Origin of the sequence: Nocardia sp. CC227C (assembly GCF_030767025.1) — a bacterium.
GTDB lineage: Bacteria > Actinomycetota > Actinomycetes > Mycobacteriales > Mycobacteriaceae > Nocardia.
In genome coordinates, this window is record NZ_JASITE010000004.1 from 120201 (window position 1) to 137132 (window position 16932).

The window sequence follows — 16932 nt, forward strand, 5'->3', positions numbered from 1 at the left end:
GCTCCGGTCAGAGGTCGGCCGCGCCGCGGTTGGGGTCGCGCACGTCGATGCCCGCTTCGGTCCAGGCGTCGCGCAGGGCCGCCGCACCCCGGATGCGCACCCACGCCGCCTCGGTCGCGGTGATCGGGGTGACGGTCAGAAAGCGTACCGGCTCAGCGGGTTCCGGCAGCTTCACCTCCGCCATATCGCTCTCCCCGAGCAGCGCCGCGGTGAAACGGGCGTTGTGCCACAGCGGTTCACCCAGATCCAGCAGCGCATCGGGTTGCAGCACAACGCCTTCCACATCGGGCGCGGCCACCAGGACGCCCAGGCTGCGAACCAGTCCGGAACTCGCGCCCGCACCGCCCAGCTGGGTGAGCACCAGTTCCGCGCGCGGGCCGCGCAGCGGATCGGCCAGCGCCGCCGTGGGATCGGTCATGGGGTGGCGGGAGCCGCCCAGCGTCACGTAGTGCACGAGGTCGCCCGCCGGGACGCGCAGGATCTCGATGGGCTCCAGCCCGAGGAAGGTCACCGAGGCGGAATCGGCCGATGCCACCCCGAAATGTCCGAGCACCGCGGCCCGGACGTCGTCGATCACATCCATCCGCTAGATCGCCAGCCTCGCCAGCATGTCCCGCGCCTGTTCGGCCGCCTTGGGTTCGCACAGCACGTCGTAGCGGCCCGCCACCAGCTGCATGGTGGAGGCGAAGTCGCGCTGGCCGCGGGTGGCGGCGTACGGAATGGCCGCCGAGATCAGGCCGAAGATGATGCCGCCGACCAGGCCGACCGCGATGATGCCCAGGCTGCTGCTGCCCTCGGGCCGGAACAGGCTCAGCAGCAGGCCGATGAACAGGCCGAGCCACGCGCCCGACACCATGCCGCCGCCGATGACCTTGCCCCAGGTGAGCCGGTACAGCACGCGCTCGACCTGCATGAGGTCGACACCGACGATGGTGACGTTCTCGACCGGAAAGTGGTTGTCCGCCAGATAGTCGACGGCCTTCTGTGCCTCGGCGTAGGTGGGGTACGAGCCGACCGGCCAGCCCGACGGCGGCGTCGGCAGCCCCGGCCGGTTGCGGTTGTTCGGAGTCCCCATGGGATTGGTCATAGCCATATCATGCTATTTCTGCTCGTCGGCGGGGCCAATGAAACGCGTGGTTCGCGTCATTCCGGCCGCCCGTCCCTTATCGGCGATGACCTGCGCCATTTTCGCACTGGCCTCATCGATCATCTCGTCACCCAGCATAACCGCGCCCCGCGCGCCGCCGTCGGCCGACGTGTGGAAGGCGTACGCGTCCAGGATCTCCTCGGCCTTGTCGTAGTCGGCCTGGCGCGGGCTGAAGATCTCGTTGGCCGCGGCGATCTGGTCCGGATGCAGCACCCATTTGCCGTCGAAGCCGAGCGCGGCGGTGCGGGCCGCATTGCGGCGGAAGCCCTCGATATCGCGGACCGCCAGATAGGGGCCGTCGATGGCCTGGAGACCGTGCGCGCGGGCGGCGAGCAGGATGGTCATATAGATGTGGTGGTAGGCGTCGCCCGGCTCGTAGCCCTCGGGCTGCTCCCCCACCACCAGGGTGCGCATATTGATACTGGCCATGAAGTCGGCGGGGCCGAAGACCAGGGTCCGCACCCGGGGGCTGGCGGTGGCGATCTCGTCGATATTGCGCAAGCCCAGGGCGTTCTCGAGCTGCGGTTCGATGCCGATCCCGCCGGGGGTGAGGCCGTTGGCCTTCTCCAGCTGGGTCAGCAGCAGGTCCAGGGCGCGCACCTGCCCCGCGTCGGTGACCTTGGGCAGCAGGATGGCGTCCAGGTTCGCGCCCGCGCCCTCCACCACCATGATCACGTCGGCGTAGGTCCACTCGGTGGTCCAGTCGTTGACCCGCACCACGCGGATCTGCTCACCCCAGCCACCGGAGTTCAGCGCCGCCACGATGTTCGCCCGTGCCGCCGCCTTCGCCGCCGGTGCGACCGCGTCCTCGAGATCCAGGAACACCTCGTCGGCGGGAAGTCCCTTGGCTTTCTCGATCATGCGCTGATTGCTGCCGGGTACGGCGAGTACCGAACGGCGCGATGTCATGCGTCACCTCTCACATCCGCGCTCGTGGCGCGACAATTCGGGCAGCCAGACCCTCTAGCCTGACAGTTATGGCAGCGACGAAGGTATTCGCCGCCCGGCTCGCGGGCCTGGTGGTACTGGGACCGGACGGCGAGTCTATCGGCCGCCTCCGGGATCTTGTGATCTCCATCCGGTACGACCGGCAGCAGCCGCGCATCCTCGGCATCCTCGTCGAACTGCCCACCCGGCGGCGAATTTTCGTGCCCATGCTGCGGGTGACCTCGATCGAACCCGGCGCGATCACCCTGAACACCGGCACCATCAGCGTGCGCCGCTTCGAGCAGCGGCACGGTGAGATGCTCGCCATCGCCCAGGTCATCGACTCCACCGTGCGCGTGGACGATCCGGAACTGCCGGAACTCGACGATACCGATGTGGTGGTGACCGATCTCGGTCTGGAGCAGACCCGCACCCGCGACTGGGTGGTGTCCCGGGTGGCGGTGCGCGAACGCCGCCGTCTCGGCTCGGCGTTCCGCCGTCGCGGGGCCGTGCGCGTGGTCGCGTGGTCGCATGTGCGCGGTTTGACTCAGACGGAGCTCAATCTGCCGGGGCAGGACGTCACCCAGCTGCTCGAGCAATTCGAGGGCATGCGGGCGGCGGATGTCGCGCATCTGGTGCGCGAACTGCCCGAGAAGCGGCGCATCGAGGTGGTGCGCGCCCTCGACGACGAGCGCCTCGCCGATGTGGTGCAGGAGCTGCCGGAGAACGACCAGATCGAACTGCTGGAACAGCTCGGCACCGAACGCGCCGCCGACCTGCTCGAGGCCATGGACCCCGACGACGCCGCCGACCTGCTCGGCGAGTTGCCCGCGGGAGAGGCGGAATCGCTGCTCGCCCTGATGGATCCGGAGGAATCCGAACCGGTGCGACGGCTGCTCGAGCACGCGCCCTACACCGCCGGTGGCCTGATGACGCCCTCGCCGGTGGTGCTCACCGCCTCCACCACCATCGCCGAGGCGCTGGCCCGGGTGCGCGACCCCGACCTCACCCCGGCACTGGCCTCCATGGTCTTCGTGGTGCGCCCGCCGACCGCGACGCCCACCGGCAGGTATCTGGGCTGTGTACACATTCAGCAACTGCTGCGCGAACCTCCGGCACACCTGGTCGGCGGCATTCTCGACACCGATCTGAGCCCGCTGCGCCCGGAGGCGTCGCTCACCGCGGTCACCCGCTATTTCGCCACCTACAACCTGGTGTGCGGGCCGGTGGTCGACGACGAGAACCACCTGCTCGGCGCGGTCTCGGTGGACGATCTGCTGGACCATCTGCTGCCCGAGGACTGGCGCGAACAGGATGAGCACGAGCTCGCCGAGGCGACCGGAACCGTTGTCGCGCACAAGCTTCCAGGAGGCAAGCGATGACCGATCACAGCCCCCGGGGGCGGTTGGAGACGCCGTCGGAGTCACGCTTCCGATTCGACTGGGACGCCGAGGCCCTGGCCCGGTCCAGCGAGCGGGCGGCCCGGTTCCTGGGCACCGGCCGCTATCTGGCGATCCAGACCGTCGTGGTGGTGGTGTGGATCGCGCTCAATGTCTTCGCGATCAGCCTACGCTGGGATCCCTACCCGTTCATCCTGCTCAACCTGGCTTTCTCCACCCAGGCCGCCTACGCCGCGCCGCTCATCCTGCTGGCGCAGAACCGGCAGGACAATCGCGACCGGGTGGCCTTCGAGGAGGACCGGCTGCGTGCCGCGCAGACCAAGGCCGACACCGAGTTCCTGGCTCGGGAGCTGGCGGCGCTGCGGCTGGCCGTCGGCGAGGTCGCGACCCGCGACTATCTGCGGCGCGAGCTCGAGGACATCAAGGATCTGCTCACCCGATTGGACGATGAATCCGCAGGTGGAGCGGACAAATCGGGCCAGTCAGCCGAACACAAAAAGAAGAAGGGTATCGAGAGAAAGAGGTCCGGGGTCGCCGTTTCGCCGCAAAAAGATGGCGAATGACGGCACAAGTTGCACACAACAAGCTTACGGATGGGTAACCTGGATCACGTTGTTCCGAGCAACCGACCCAGACACCTTCCACTGAGGTGGGTGTCACCGCGCTACCGGCTGCTCCACGACTGTTGAGGGGATTGTGTGGTGCCAAAACGAATAGCAGCTCCGGTGACAGCGTCGGCTCTCATCCTGGCCGGACTCGTCACCGCCGGATCGGCCACCAACACGACCCACAGAACCGAAGCGCCCCAGGCCCCCGACGCGCTGCTGGCCGCGAGCGCGGTCGACGCCGTCGCCGCCGACGAGCCCGACTCGGACCAACTCGTCGGCCTGGTGCCCGCCGCCCCGGAGCCACCGCGCAAGCTGCGCGCCCTGACCCCGCCCGCCGACGGCATGTTCAACGGCACCGTGCCGCTCCAGGACATCGCGCTGCCGGGGGGCGCGGGCGCACTCGGCATTCCGGAGATCGTGCTCGCCGCCTACCGCAATGCCGAGCTGGCACTGGAGTCCTCCATGCCCGGCTGCGGACTGTCGTGGAATCTGCTGGCCGGCATCGGGCGCATCGAATCCGGACATGCCGGCAACGGCCGCACCGACGCCGCGGGCACCACCGTCACGCCCATCTACGGCCCGGCGCTGGACGGGACCCTGCCGGGCAACGAGATCATCAAGGCCGCCGACGGCGGCTATGTGCGCGCCTTGGGCCCCATGCAGTTCCTGCCGGGCACCTGGGCGCTGTACGCCGCCGACGGCAACGGCGACGGCGTGTCCGATCCGCACAATGTCTTCGACGCCGCGCTGGCGGCGGGCAAGTACCTGTGCTCGGGCAATATGGACCTGCGCGATCAGCAGCAGCAGCTGCGGGCCGTGCTGCGCTACAACAACTCCATGTCGTACGCGGCCCAGGTGCTGAGCTGGTCGCATGCCTACAAGACCGGTGGCGCGCCCACCCAGGTCAGCATCTCGCCGGATCTCATTGCCCCGGGCAGCATTCCGGCGGCGACCGGACCGGATATGACGCTGGCCAACAACACGCTCCCGGCCCCGACCACCGCGGAGCAGCCGCCGTCGAACACCGTTGCGCCGCAGCAGCAGACGCCGACCCAGGTGATGATCACCATTCCGGGGCTGCCGCCGATCCCGTGCGGCATCTTCTGCCCGCCGCCCCCGCCGAACCCCTGTGTACAAGAGGTGGTTCCGGCGCCGATGCCGGATCCGATGGGCGCGGCGAACGCGGCGCCGGAAGTCGGCAAAGCGGAGGAATCGGCCAATCCCGACCTTTCCGGACAGCAGTTCGGTCCGGACGGGCAGCCGCTGCCGACCCCGGCGTCCTGCACCGCCCCGGAGGCCGCCCCGCAGGCCCAGCAGCCGCAGCCCGCGCCGCAGCCGCAAGCCCAGCCCCAGCCCGGGAACCCGGTGCAGCCAACCGAATCCGCGCCGCCCGCCCCGGCCGAGGGCTCCGCTCCCGCGCCCGCGGAGGAGCCCGCCGCACCGCCGCCACCGGCCATCACGCTGCCCTTCGGCATCACGATTCCCCTGCCCCCGCCGCCCCCGGCCCCGGCTCCGTGACGCAAACGAGAAAAAGGATCACGAAGGAGTAACGAACAGGTCTCGAATGCGGTACCGTGATCTCCATTGCATTACCGAGGGCACATCCGGACAGCAATGGAGGGCCATCACACCGTGGGACGTCACCGCAAGCCGCCGGTTGTCAATGTGCGCCGGCAGTCTGTAATCGCACTCACCGGCCTCGTTCCCGCGGGACTCGCCACCGTCACCGGGGCGGCCGACGGCAGTCTGGCCGACAAGCTGGCAAGCTCTGTGCAGCAACGGATTTCATCCGAGGCCGACGATCACCTCCCCAGACTCGAGGCGGCCGCCGCACCGGTAGCCGCCGCCCCGGAACCCCTGCTGCGAGAGGCCGTACAGGCCGCGCCGCCACCACCGCCGCAGGTGCGCACGGTCGCGCAACCCGACGGTCGCGTTCCGGCCGCCGCCCCCGCCGGGCCGCTCGGTGTGCCCGGCATCGCCGAGGCCGCCTACCGGAACGCGGAACGCGTACTGGCGGCGGAGAATCCGACCTGCGGCATGTCGTGGTCCATGCTCGCCGGCATCGGCCGCGTGGAATCCCGGCACGTGTTCGGCGGCAAGGCCGACGACGGCGGCAATCCGCTCACCCCGGTCTACGGACCGGTGCTGGACGGCAGCCTGTACGGCAACCACGTGATCTACGATTCCGACGGCGGCTCGCTGGACGGGCTGCAAGGCTACGACCGCGCGGTCGGGCCCATGCAGTTCCTGCCCGAGACCTGGAAGCACTACGCGGCCGACGGCAACGGCGACGGCATCGCCGATCCGCAGAACCTCTTCGACGCCACCCTCACCGCGGGCAAGTACCTGTGCTCGGGCGGACTCGATATGCGGGACCGGGCTCAACAGACCCGCGCCATCCTCCGGTACAACAACTCCATGGCCTACGTCGCCAACGTGATGGCCTGGCAGGTCGCCTACCAGAGCGGTGTCGCACCGCAGCCCGCCCAGTTGCCGCGCATCTGAGGCGCATGGATGCCATGCATCCGAGGCGCATGGATGCCGCGCATCCGAGGCCCATAGACTGGCGTACATGCCAGTGGTAACGGAATCGGATGTGCGGGGCGCGCTCGCGAAGGTGGACGACCCGGAGATCCGGAAGCCGATCACCGAACTGGGCATGGTGAAGAGCGTCGAGATCGGCGACGACAGCAGTGTCCACGTCGAGATCTATCTGACGACGGCGGCGTGCCCGCTCAAGACCACGCTCACCGAGCGGGTCAGCAAGGCGGTCGCCGACGTGCCGCACGTGGGCGCGATCAACGTGACCCTCGACGTCATGAACGACGAGCAGCGCACCGAGCTGCGCCGCAAGCTGCGCGGCGATGCCGCCGAGCCGGTCATCCCCTTCGCCCAGCCCGGATCGCTGACCCGCGTGTACGCGGTGGCCTCCGGCAAGGGCGGTGTCGGAAAGTCCAGTGTCACCGTGAATCTCGCGGCCGCCATGGCCGCGCGCGGGCTCTCGGTCGGTGTGCTCGACGCCGACATCTACGGCCACTCGGTACCGCGCATGCTCGGCACCGACCAGCGGCCCACACAGGTGGAGCGGATGATCATGCCGCCCGTCGCGCACGACGTGAAGGTCATCTCGATCTCCATGTTCACCCAGGGCAATACGCCCGTGGTGTGGCGCGGGCCCATGCTGCACCGGGCATTGCAGCAGTTCCTCGCCGACGTGTTCTGGGGCGACCTGGACGTACTGCTGCTCGACCTGCCGCCCGGCACCGGCGACGTGGCCATCTCGCTGGCCCAGCTCATCCCCAATGCCGAGATCCTGGTGGTGACCACCCCGCAGCTGGCCGCCGCCGAGGTGGCCGAGCGCGCGGGTTCCATCGCGCTGCAGACCCGCCAGCGCATCGCGGGCGTCATCGAGAACATGTCCTGGCTCGATCTGCCCGACGGCACCCGCATGGACCTCTACGGCTCCGGCGGCGGGCAGACCGTCGCCGAGAACCTCACCCGCGCCATCGGCGCGAACGTGCCCCTGCTGGGCCAGATCCCGATCGAGCAGTCCCTGCGCGAGGCGGGCGACGAGGGCACCCCCATCGTCCTGCGCGCCCCCGACAGCGTCTCCGGCAAGGCCCTCCGCGACATCGCCGACAAACTCGCCGTCCGCCGCCGCGGCCTGGCCGGTATGTCCCTCAATATCGACACCACCCGCCACCTCTGACCCACCCCACCGATTACCCCTCGAACAGCCGCGCCACACCACGCCCGCCACACCGCGCCCGCCACACCGCACCGCGCCCGCCGCCCGCCACACCGCACCGCGCCCGCGACCGTCCGCCCGGCTCGGAACACAGGCATACCGCCCGAGTCGGACCACACCCCGTCCCCGCCGACCGCTGCCGCCGGACGGCCCGCACCCCGCCCCGCGCGTGCCCGTACGCATCCGGCCGCCATACCGGGCCGGGCCGGTGCGCCGCTGCGCTCGGGCAGTCATGCGCCAAGAGCGCGGGGTGGGCAAGCGCAGCACACTTCGAACAGGCGCTTCCCCCGGCACCTCCCCAACGGACCACCTCGGCGCACCACAACACGCCCACCTGTTTCGCCCACCCGAACATTTAACTTCGGTGTACCGTTGACGCTGTCGGACAGCGTGTACCGACAGCCACCGCGGTCCCGCGCCACCGCACCCAGGCGCGGGACCGCACCCACCGCCACGCCCCCCTCCCGCAACCGAATTCGACGACCGAATTCCGCCGGGACCGCGCCAACCCCCGCCTCCGGACGCCACCTAAGCTCGAACCCATGCTCACGCTGCTTCTGTACGTGCTGATCGTCGGCCTGGTGGCCGCGCTGCTTTTCCTGGTCGCCAGCGCGGTTTTCGGCCGGTCCGAGGAGCTGGGCCCCCTCCCCGAGGGCACCACCGCCACCGTGCTCCCCGTCGACGGCATCACCGGCGGCGACGTGCGCGCCCTGCGCTTCCAGCAGGTGCTGCGCGGCTACAAGGCCGGTGAGGTCGACTGGGCCCTGACCCGTCTCGCCGCCCGCATCGACGAACTCGAATGGCAGCTGGCCCAGGCCCGCGCGGGCCACCCCGTACCCGACAACGGCACCCCGCAGCGCGAGCTGCCCACCACCCCGCAGCGCGAGCACCCCACCACCCCGCAGCGCGAGCACCCCACCACCCCGCAGCGCGATGCCGCCAATGGCACCGCTCAGCCGGGCAGCCACCCCGAACGCAGCACACACTCGGGAGAGTCCAGCACCCCGCCGCTCGGCCCCGTTCCCGGCGACGCCCCCCACTCCCGCGAATCCGGCGACCGCGCCATCCGACCGGGAGAGACGAACGGCACGCACTCGGACGATCGCCGCGACGATCCGGGCGGCACCCACGCGGGCTATCACTACGACGGCACCAGCGCTTCCCACGGCGACCTCGGCCACGGCACCCACTCTTCCCACGGCGACCTCGGCCACGGCACCCACTCTTCCCGCGGCGACCTCGGCTACGGCACCGCTCACTCGGGGGAGCACGCGAACGGGACCGCCGCTCCCCCGGCGGGCGCGACTCCCTACGCCGCACCCTTCGTCCCCGGCACGGCGGCGAGCCGCTTCGACACCCACACCGCCCGGCCGACCCCCGGCGAACCACCCCATGGTGGAGCCCATGACGTCCGGTTCTCCGCACCGACCGACACCACGAGGGGCGCACCCGTCGGCGGATCCCCGACCGCCGCGGACTCGCGGGCGGTTCCACCGGTCGGGCATCCGTACGGTGGCCCGGCGGGCGGTGCCGCGGCAGGCGACGGGTCCGCTGCGGCCGGGTCCAGTTCGCTGAACCGGACTACGCCCGCGCAATCCGCGGCCGAATCCCCGGACCCCGCGCCCGCGGCGGGCCCGCCGGACGGCCGGGGGATGCCCGGCATCGTGCCCGGTATCTCCACTCCGGACGCGGAGGCGGACGAGCGGTGACCGAGCTGGAATCCACCGGTGACGGCCTGGTTCGCTGCGGCTGGTCGACCGGATCGCAGCTGTATCGGGACTACCACGACCAGGAATGGGGAAAGCCGCTGCACGGGGATGACGCATTGTTCGAACGGATGTGTCTGGAGGCGTTTCAGTCCGGGCTTTCCTGGATCACGATTCTGCGGAAGCGGCCCGCATTCCGGGCGGCGTTCGACGGGTTCGAGATCGAGCGGGTGGCGACGTTCGGCGATTCCGACGTGGAACGATTGCTCGGAGATCCGGGCATAGTACGCAATCGCGCCAAAATCGAGGCTTGTATCACCAACGCCAAGGTTGCCCGGGAGCTCGACACCGGCCTCGACGAACTGCTCTGGTCGTACGCGCCGGGGCCGTGTCCGCGCCCGGCGACGCTGGCCGATGTGCCCGCGGTCACAGCCGAATCCACCGCTCTCGCAAAAGATCTGAAGAAGCGCGGCTTCCGTTTCGTCGGTCCCACGACGACCTACGCACTGATGCAGGCGACCGGAATGGTGGACGATCACGTGGCCGATTGCTGGGTACGCCCATAGCACCCGCACGCGCCACAACGGTCGGTTTTTGGAACTCAGGTACCCGCCCCGATCGGCGATAGGGAAGAATGGGTGCGGTGCGGCCCGCCACATACGCGCGGGCTGCCAGTTGGTGACAACTGGAGTTCCATGAAAGTGCGCAGCAGACCGCGCAGATCTGGAGGGAGCAGAGGATGGCGGCCATGAAGCCCCGCACCGGGGACGGTCCCCTCGAGGCAACCAAGGAAGGGCGTGGAATCGTCATGCGGGTTCCACTCGAGGGTGGCGGGCGTCTGGTCGTCGAGCTCACGCCGGAGGAAGCCGCGGCGCTCGGTGACGAACTCAAGAGTGTCACCGGCTAGCAGCCTGACCCGCCGGTGAGCCACACCGACCCGGTGGACCGGCTCGCCGGCACCGCGACGACGCAACTCGGCGACACCGAACCGCTCACCGGTCCCGCACCGGGCCCGGCCGAGCGGCTCTTCGCATGCGCCGACCTACTCTCCTGCCCGGAGTGCGGCCGGGACCTCGCCGGCCGGGACCGCACCCTGCGCTGCCCCCGGGGCCACTCCTTCGACCTCGCCAAACAGGGCTACGTCAGCCTCCTCACCGGATCATCCACAAAGATGACCGGCGACACGCCGGCCATGCTGGAGGCCCGCGCCGCCTTCCAGACCGCGGGCCATTTCGCGCCGATAGCCGCGGTCGTGGCCGGTGCGGTGGAGATGAGCATTCGACCGCGCCCTCCCGCTGCCCGCCCGGCACCTCCCGGCGGATCGATCGCAGGTGATCCGGCGGACAGCGCGAGCCCACGACTCGCCCGGCCCGGGACCGCCCGTATGGCGTCGACGGCCCGACTCGTGGCCACCCTGCTGCCCGACGCGACACCGCGCGACATCGCCCGCGGCGGCCGTGCGAACCCGGCGGTGCCGACACGTCGGAACGGACCGTCCACGGCGGTACTGGAGGTCGGCGCGGGAACCGGCTACTACCTGGGTGCGGTGCTGGACGCGGTGCCCGCCGCGCGCGGGATCGCGATGGATGTGTCGAAACCGGCGGTGCGGCGGTGTGCGCGGGCGCATGGGCGGGCGGCGGCGGTGCTGGCCGACGCCTGGCGGGGACTGCCGGTGCGCGACGAGGTGCTCGATGCCGTGCTGTGCGTCTTCGCGCCGCGCAATGCGGACGAGGTGGCGCGGGTGCTGGCGCCGGAGGGCCGGTTCGTGGTGGTCACGCCGACCGAGCGGCATCTGGGTGAGCTCATCGAGCCGCTCCGGATGGTGCGGGTGGACGCGGACAAACAGGATCGGCTGACGGAATCGCTGAGCGCGCGGTTCGAACTGCTGGAGCGCACGCAGGTGGAGTACGCGATGACACTCGGCCACGCCGATATCCGCCACGTGGTGCAAATGGGCCCGTCGGCCTTCCACGCCGCCGACACCCGCGCCGAGCGCATCGCGACACTGCCCGAGCCGTACCCGGTGACCGCCTCGGTCACGGTGTCGATATACCGCCCGCGCGCCTGACGCGCCCGGAGCCGGTGCGAGCGGATCGCCCGCGGCCGGGGCCGTGCCACTCATCTACCCTTACCGGTCCTGCCGTGTCGCCCACCTGCCCCGCCGCCACGGCCGTGACGCCCACCTATCCCTACTGGTCCCCTCCGCGCCGCCCAACTACTCCTGCCGACACTGCCGTGTCGCCCACGTACCCCGCCGCCCGGCCGTGATGCCTACCCGTCACCGCCGCCGAGTCCGGCGCTCGTCATCACCGGCGGGCTCGTGGCCCGCCACTCCTCGAAGTACCGCCGTACCCGGGTGTGTCGGTACGGTTCTCCGCATGAGCGCTCAGTTCCCGGATCGGCGGTGGGGTCCGCAGACAGGTCTGCTTCGGCGGGCGGCAAGTTCTTTCGCGGCGACGGCCGTGGGGTCGACGGTGATCCGCAAGCTCACGCCGCTGGATCGGCGGGTGCTGGAGCGCACGGCGGGCAAGTACACCGTGCTGGGTCCGATCGGCGCCCCGGTGATCCTGTTGACCACCACCGGCCGCAAGTCGGGTCAGCCGCGCACCACGCCGCTGCTGTATGTGCACGACGGCGATGTGCTGTACGTGATCGGCAGCAATTTCGGTCAGGCCACCCATCCGGCGTGGACGGGCAATCTGCTGGCCGATCCGACCGGTACGGTGACCATCGCCGGGCAGCGGATCCCGGTGACGGCCACCCGCGTCACCGATCCCGAGCGGCAGGCGGCCGTCTTCGCCCGCTTCGAGGAGACCACGCAGGCGTACACCGCCTACAAGGGCCGCACCAGCCGCGAACTGCGCCTGTTCGCCCTGCGCCGCACCGACGCCTAGGCGTTCGCACCGCCGCGGGAACCTGCCGCGCCGCCACCACCGCGCCGCCACCACCGCGCCGCCACCACCGCGCCGTGCATGACCGCCGCGCCGAGCGTGCCGACCGGGTTCGGCGTCACGGCGCGTTCCCCGGCGGCGCGTGGCCCGGCACCGCGGCGCGGCCTAGTTCTTGCGCACCCCGTCGTAGATCCGCACCGTCTGCGCGGCGATCCGGTTCCAGTCGAATTCGGCGATGGCGCGGGCCCTTCCGGCCGCGCCCATGGCCTCGGCGGTCAGCGGATCGCCCGCGACGGCCTCGATGACGCGGGCCAGGGATTCCTCGAAGCCCACGGTGTCGTGCGCGTGGTAGGGCACCAGCCGCCCGGTCACCCCGTCGGACACCACCTCCGGGATGCCGCCCACATCCGACGCCACCACCGCGGTCCCGCAGGCCATGGCCTCCAGATTCACGATCCCCAGCGGTTCGTACACCGAGGGGCAGACGAAAACGCTTGCCGCGGAGAGGATCTGCCGCACCATCTCGGTGGGCAGCATCTCCCGCACCCAGAACACCGAGCCGCGCCGACGACTCAGGTCCTGCACCGAATCCGCCACCTCGGCCTCCAGCCGGGGCGTATCGGGCGCGCCCGCGCACAACACCAACTGGATCTCCGGGTCCAGCCTCCGCGCCGCCGCCAGCAGATGCGAGACGCCCTTCTGCTGGGTGATCCGCCCGACGAAGGCCACGATCGGCCGGTCCCGGCGCACCCCCAGTTCGGCCAGCACGTCGCGCACGCCCTCGGGCGGTCCGCCGGGATGCCAGGTCTGCGCGTCGATCCCGTTGTGCACCACGTGCACTCGCTCGGGATCGAGGTCCGGGTAGGCGTCGAGGACGTCGGCCCGCATGCCGGAGCTCACCGCGATCACCGCGTCGGCGGCGGCCATGGCATTGCGCTCGGACCAGGACGAGAGCCGGTATCCCCCGCCCAGCTGTTCGGCCTTCCACGGCCGCCTCGGTTCCAGCGAATGCGCGGTGAGCACATGCGGAATGCCGTACAGCTCGGCGGCCAGATGCCCGGCCAGCCCGGTGTACCAGGTGTGCGAGTGCACCACGTCGGCTCCGCCCGCGGCATCGGCCATGCGCAGCTGCGCCGACATCATCTGCAACGCCGAATTGGCGGCGTACAGCATGGGATCGGGCTGGTGCACCACGGCGTCGGTGCGCGGCACCCCCATGCAGTGCACGGTGACGTCACACAGCCGCCGCAATCGCGGCACCAGCTGGGTGACGTGCACGCCCGCCCCGCCGTACACCTCGGGCGGGTATTCGCGGGTCATCATGGCAACGCGCAGTTCGCGTCCACCGTCCGCGCCGTATTCCACGCGCTCCAACCTAAACGCTGCGCGCCCTCGAGACACACCCAACGCCACGAACGGCCCCACACCTCCCAGCCCGAACCCCAGCTCGCGAACCACAAACCCCCAGATCCCAGGTTCGCGGCGCGTCTCGGTTCCGGACTGACCGGAGCGGGGGAGCGAAGCGGAGGAGCGGAGGGAGGGAAGCACCGAGACCTCCGGCGCAGCGGACCCGCCCGGAGCGCAGCGGAGGGCAATCAGCACAGCGCAGGGCAAATCGACACAGTAAGTTGGGGGATGTGAGGAGCCAGCCGCACGTACTCGGGATCGTGCTCGCCGGTGGCGAGGGCAAGCGACTCTTCCCGCTCACCAAGGACCGGGCCAAGCCCGCGGTGCCGTTCGGCGGGGCATACCGCCTCATCGACTTCGTGTTGTCGAACCTGGTGAACGCCGGATACCTGCGGATCTGTGTCCTCACCCAGTACAAGTCGCATTCGCTGGACCGCCACATCTCCCAGACCTGGCGGCTGTCGGGTTTCGGCGGCGAGTACATCACCCCGGTGCCCGCGCAGCAGCGGTTGGGGCCGCGCTGGTACACCGGCAGCGCCGACGCCATCATGCAGTCGCTGAACCTCATCTACGACGAGGACCCGGAGTACATCGTGGTGTTCGGCGCGGATCACGTGTACCGCATGGATCCCGAGCAGATGGTGTCGCACCACATCGAATCCGGCGCGGGCGTGACGGTCGCGGGAATCCGGGTGCCGCGCAGCGCCGCCAGCGCCTTCGGCTGCATCGACTCCGACGAGTCCGGCCGCATTATCGGATTCCTGGAGAAGCCGGTGCACCCGCCGGGCACCCCGGACGACCCGAACTCCACCTTCGCCTCCATGGGCAATTACGTCTTCACCACCAAGGTGCTGGTGGACGCCATCCGCGCGGACGCCGACAACACCGACTCCGATCACGATATGGGCGGCGACATCATTCCGGGGCTGGTGCGCGCCGGGCAGGCGTCGGTCTACGACTTCGCCCGCAACGACGTGCCCGGCTCCACCGAGCGCAATCGGGGCTACTGGCGCGATGTGGGCACCATCGACGCCTTCTACGACGCGCATATGGATCTGGTGTCGGTGGATCCGGTATTCGATCTGTACAACCGGCACTGGCCGATTCGGGGCGCGGCCGAGAACCTCCCGCCCGCCAAGTTCGGCCGCGGCGGGCTGGCGCAGGAGTCGATCGTGGGCGCGGGCAGCATCCTGTCGGCGGCCACCGTCCGCAATTCGGTGCTGTTCTCGAATGTGTTCGTGGAGGACGGCGCCACGGTGGAGGGCAGTGTGCTCATGCCGGGTGTGCGGATCGGGCGCGGCGCGGTGGTGCGGCACGCCATTCTGGACAAGAACGTGGTGGTTTCGGAGGGCGAGATCATCGGCGTGGATCTGGAGCGGGACCGGGAACGGTTCGCGGTGAGCAACGGCGGTGTGGTGACCGTCGGCAAGGGCATCTGGGTATAGGTGGACAGCCGCCCGCACGGGCCAGAGAATCGAGGGGGTGACGCGCGCCGCTCGGCCGCGCGGGAGGGAGCATCATGGGACGCGCCGCACGTGCCGCCACCGCCGCGACCTGTCTGGCCGTGACGGCGCTACTCGCCGGATGCGGTGTGTCCGGCACGCCGACGCCGGGCGAGATCGACGTCCGCACTCTCGACACCGGTTCCTACCCGGTCGACCGCTACACCTATGCGGAGCGCGCCGCCGGTTCCGGCGCGGTGCTGGAGGGAATACGCATGGCCGAGGCGGTCACGCCCGCGGTGCGGATCGATCCGTCGCTCACGGTCGGTCGCGGCGGCATCGTGCTGCCCGATGCGGACACGGTGATCGAGGTGAGCAATCTGTCGGGGGTGTCGCGGCCGATTCTGGAGAATCGCGGCTTCATAGCGGGCTATGCGGCCAGTGGTTCCGACCGGCCCGACCCGGCGGGTTCGGACGCCCCCGATCCGACGAGTACCACGGTGACCGTTCGACTGCTGCGCTTCCCGTCGGAGGACGCCGCCAAACTGGCCGCGCGGGAACTCGAGGACGCCGATTTCGACGTGGCCCGCGAGCAGAACCGCAAGCTCACCATCGCCGAGTATCCCGATGCCTTCGCGCACTGGCGGCCGGGCGTGCCGAATATCGGAATGACCATGCCGCGCAAGGAGTTCGTCATCGCGGTGTTCGTGTCCCGGCCGCGCGCCGACGAGCAGGATCTGGTGTCGTGGGCGCGCAAGACCCTGGACGCCCAGGTGCCGCTGGTGGACGCCTTCGAGCCCACGCCCGCCGACCGGGTGGACGAGCTGCCCGCCGACCCGGGCCGCATGCTGGCGCGGACCCTGGTGGACAGCCGCGACGGGCGCACCCCGGATCCGAACGACTTCGCGGTCTACGGTTCGAACGTGCTGGTGCTGGGTGCGCCCGATCAGGCCGAACGGCAGCAGTTGGTCGACGACGTCGGACTGGACGCCATGAGCGTGACCGAGGAGAACGTCCTGTTCCGCGTGCGCGACGCCGCGGCCGGACGGAGTCTGGTCGACGGGCTGATCGGCAGCCTGGGCGAGCGCTGGGTGAGCGGTCCGGCGCCGGACAAGGTGCCGGATACGAAGTGCATGCGGTTGCCGCGCTCGAGCAGCGGCGACGGCGTGTACCGCTGCTATGTGGCCTACAAGCGCTATGTGGCGCTGGTCAATACGGATTCGGAGGCGTCGGTGCAGCAGAAGGCGACCGCGCAATACGCGCTGCTGGCCAATAGTCTCTAGCGCGCTGCGCACCGAAGATTGTCGGCACCCCGCTGGAGCCGAACGCGGGCGACCGGCTCGATGGCGCGAAATATGGCGTGCCCCTCGACATTCACGCGGGACCCGATGCCACGGTGCGGTGGTCCGGCCGCACGGCGACTCAACGCTGGGGAGCGGGGGCGTAGACCGGTTCGGTGCAGAACGGGGCGCACGATCCCGGTGACGGGCTCGGCGTGATGCCGCCCTGATGGTCGTCGAACCGCGCCCCGCTGACGAGCAGCAGCACCAGCAGTGCCACGAAAACCACACCGCCGAACAGGATCAGCGCGGGCCACAGCCATCCCGACGGCAGATGTGCGCCGAGCAGCGCTCCTTCGTACATTGCCGCACCTCC

At 70.2% G+C, this 16932-nt stretch carries 17 protein-coding genes and 1 pseudogene; 12 read left to right on the plus strand and 6 right to left on the minus strand.

Features of this window, described 5'->3' with window-relative positions; all coding sequences use genetic code 11:
• Positions 1 to 7: 7 nt before the first annotated feature.
• From QMO76_RS09060 to QMO76_RS09070, 3 genes are read right to left on the minus strand one after another with little or no spacing between them, the layout of a single operon-like run.
• Positions 8 to 583, minus strand: coding sequence for a suppressor of fused domain protein (locus QMO76_RS09060; protein WP_306360748.1), 576 nt, complete (start codon positions 581 to 583; stop codon positions 8 to 10).
• Positions 584 to 586: 3 nt separating this feature from the next.
• Positions 587 to 1087 (minus strand): general stress protein, encoded by a 501-nt coding sequence (locus QMO76_RS09065; RefSeq protein ID WP_029931477.1) that lies wholly within the window; start codon positions 1085 to 1087, stop codon positions 587 to 589.
• A 12-nt stretch (positions 1088 to 1099) separates the two neighbouring features.
• Positions 1100 to 2056: a CoA ester lyase gene (locus QMO76_RS09070; protein WP_306360749.1), complete on the minus strand. Its 957-nt coding sequence runs from the start codon at positions 2054 to 2056 to the stop codon at positions 1100 to 1102.
• Between the two features lie 68 nt (positions 2057 to 2124).
• Here QMO76_RS09070 and QMO76_RS09075 point away from each other — a divergent pair, with 68 nt between their 5' ends.
• From QMO76_RS09075 to QMO76_RS09120, 10 genes and pseudogenes are all read left to right on the plus strand, one after another.
• Positions 2125 to 3456, plus strand: coding sequence for a magnesium transporter MgtE N-terminal domain-containing protein (locus QMO76_RS09075; RefSeq protein WP_306360750.1), 1332 nt, complete (start codon positions 2125 to 2127; stop codon positions 3454 to 3456).
• A complete protein-coding gene (locus QMO76_RS09080) occupies positions 3453 to 4037 on the plus strand; it encodes a DUF1003 domain-containing protein (protein ID WP_306360751.1) in 585 nt (194 codons plus the stop codon). The genes QMO76_RS09075 and QMO76_RS09080 overlap by 4 nt, the downstream gene beginning before the upstream one ends.
• Before the next feature lie 162 nt (positions 4038 to 4199).
• Complete coding sequence (locus QMO76_RS09085) at positions 4200 to 5600, plus strand: lytic transglycosylase domain-containing protein (RefSeq protein WP_306360752.1); 1401 nt, start codon at positions 4200 to 4202, stop codon at positions 5598 to 5600.
• A gap of 114 nt (positions 5601 to 5714) precedes the next feature.
• The gene (locus QMO76_RS09090; RefSeq protein WP_306360753.1) at positions 5715 to 6587 is read left to right on the plus strand and encodes a lytic transglycosylase domain-containing protein; all 873 of its coding nucleotides are present in this window, start codon (positions 5715 to 5717) and stop codon (positions 6585 to 6587) included.
• A gap of 67 nt (positions 6588 to 6654) precedes the next feature.
• Positions 6655 to 7791 (plus strand): Mrp/NBP35 family ATP-binding protein, encoded by a 1137-nt coding sequence (locus tag QMO76_RS09095; RefSeq protein WP_306360754.1) that lies wholly within the window; start codon positions 6655 to 6657, stop codon positions 7789 to 7791.
• A gap of 581 nt (positions 7792 to 8372) precedes the next feature.
• Positions 8373 to 8669 (plus strand): annotated as a pseudogene (locus tag QMO76_RS09100) (DivIVA domain-containing protein); the annotation flags it as partial.
• Between the two features lie 866 nt (positions 8670 to 9535).
• Positions 9536 to 10102, plus strand: coding sequence for a DNA-3-methyladenine glycosylase I (locus QMO76_RS09105; protein ID WP_306360755.1), 567 nt, complete (start codon positions 9536 to 9538; stop codon positions 10100 to 10102).
• A 173-nt stretch (positions 10103 to 10275) separates the two neighbouring features.
• Entirely contained in the window at positions 10276 to 10443 is a 168-nt protein-coding gene (locus QMO76_RS09110) for a DUF3117 domain-containing protein (RefSeq protein ID WP_306360756.1), read from the plus strand.
• 15 nt (positions 10444 to 10458) lie between these two features.
• Positions 10459 to 11604, plus strand: coding sequence for a putative RNA methyltransferase (locus QMO76_RS09115; protein WP_372341930.1), 1146 nt, complete (start codon positions 10459 to 10461; stop codon positions 11602 to 11604).
• Between the two features lie 310 nt (positions 11605 to 11914).
• Positions 11915 to 12430: a nitroreductase family deazaflavin-dependent oxidoreductase gene (locus tag QMO76_RS09120; protein WP_306360757.1), complete on the plus strand. Its 516-nt coding sequence runs from the start codon at positions 11915 to 11917 to the stop codon at positions 12428 to 12430.
• Here the strand turns inward: QMO76_RS09120 and QMO76_RS09125 are convergent.
• Together QMO76_RS09125 and glgA are read right to left on the minus strand one after the other, a co-directional pair.
• Complete coding sequence (locus QMO76_RS09125; RefSeq protein ID WP_306360758.1) at positions 12427 to 12549, minus strand: hypothetical protein; 123 nt, start codon at positions 12547 to 12549, stop codon at positions 12427 to 12429. The genes QMO76_RS09120 and QMO76_RS09125 overlap by 4 nt on opposite strands.
• Before the next feature lie 43 nt (positions 12550 to 12592).
• Positions 12593 to 13762 (minus strand): glycogen synthase, encoded by a 1170-nt coding sequence (gene glgA / locus QMO76_RS09130; protein ID WP_306361131.1) that lies wholly within the window; start codon positions 13760 to 13762, stop codon positions 12593 to 12595.
• Positions 13763 to 14064: 302 nt separating this feature from the next.
• On the opposite strand from glgA, the gene glgC reads away from it, so the two are divergent.
• The gene (gene glgC / locus QMO76_RS09135; protein WP_306360759.1) at positions 14065 to 15279 is read left to right on the plus strand and encodes a glucose-1-phosphate adenylyltransferase; all 1215 of its coding nucleotides are present in this window, start codon (positions 14065 to 14067) and stop codon (positions 15277 to 15279) included.
• Between the two features lie 74 nt (positions 15280 to 15353).
• The gene (locus QMO76_RS09140) at positions 15354 to 16559 is read left to right on the plus strand and encodes a hypothetical protein (RefSeq protein WP_306360760.1); all 1206 of its coding nucleotides are present in this window, start codon (positions 15354 to 15356) and stop codon (positions 16557 to 16559) included.
• Positions 16560 to 16698: 139 nt separating this feature from the next.
• Here the strand turns inward: QMO76_RS09140 and QMO76_RS09145 are convergent, their stop codons facing one another.
• Positions 16699 to 16920: a hypothetical protein gene (locus QMO76_RS09145; RefSeq protein ID WP_306360761.1), complete on the minus strand. Its 222-nt coding sequence runs from the start codon at positions 16918 to 16920 to the stop codon at positions 16699 to 16701.
• Positions 16921 to 16932: the final 12 nt, after the last annotated feature.

Bases quoted from the DNA above. Each gene is read 5' to 3' on its own strand.
- QMO76_RS09120 (WP_306360757.1), top strand. From the start codon at position 11,915: ATGAGCGCTCAGTTCCCGGATCGGCGGTGGGGTCCGCAGACAGGTCTG.
- QMO76_RS09075 (WP_306360750.1), top strand. From the start codon at position 2,125: ATGGCAGCGACGAAGGTATTCGCCGCCCGGCTCGCGGGCCTGGTGGTA.
- QMO76_RS09070 (WP_306360749.1), bottom strand. From the start codon at position 2,056: ATGACATCGCGCCGTTCGGTACTCGCCGTACCCGGCAGCAATCAGCGC.
- QMO76_RS09065 (WP_029931477.1), bottom strand. From the start codon at position 1,087: ATGACCAATCCCATGGGGACTCCGAACAACCGCAACCGGCCGGGGCTG.
- QMO76_RS09080 (WP_306360751.1), top strand. From the start codon at position 3,453: ATGACCGATCACAGCCCCCGGGGGCGGTTGGAGACGCCGTCGGAGTCA.
- QMO76_RS09145 (WP_306360761.1), bottom strand. From the start codon at position 16,920: ATGTACGAAGGAGCGCTGCTCGGCGCACATCTGCCGTCGGGATGGCTG.
- QMO76_RS09110 (WP_306360756.1), top strand. From the start codon at position 10,276: ATGGCGGCCATGAAGCCCCGCACCGGGGACGGTCCCCTCGAGGCAACC.
- QMO76_RS09095 (WP_306360754.1), top strand. From the start codon at position 6,655: ATGCCAGTGGTAACGGAATCGGATGTGCGGGGCGCGCTCGCGAAGGTG.
- QMO76_RS09060 (WP_306360748.1), bottom strand. From the start codon at position 583: ATGGATGTGATCGACGACGTCCGGGCCGCGGTGCTCGGACATTTCGGG.
- QMO76_RS09140 (WP_306360760.1), top strand. From the start codon at position 15,354: ATGGGACGCGCCGCACGTGCCGCCACCGCCGCGACCTGTCTGGCCGTG.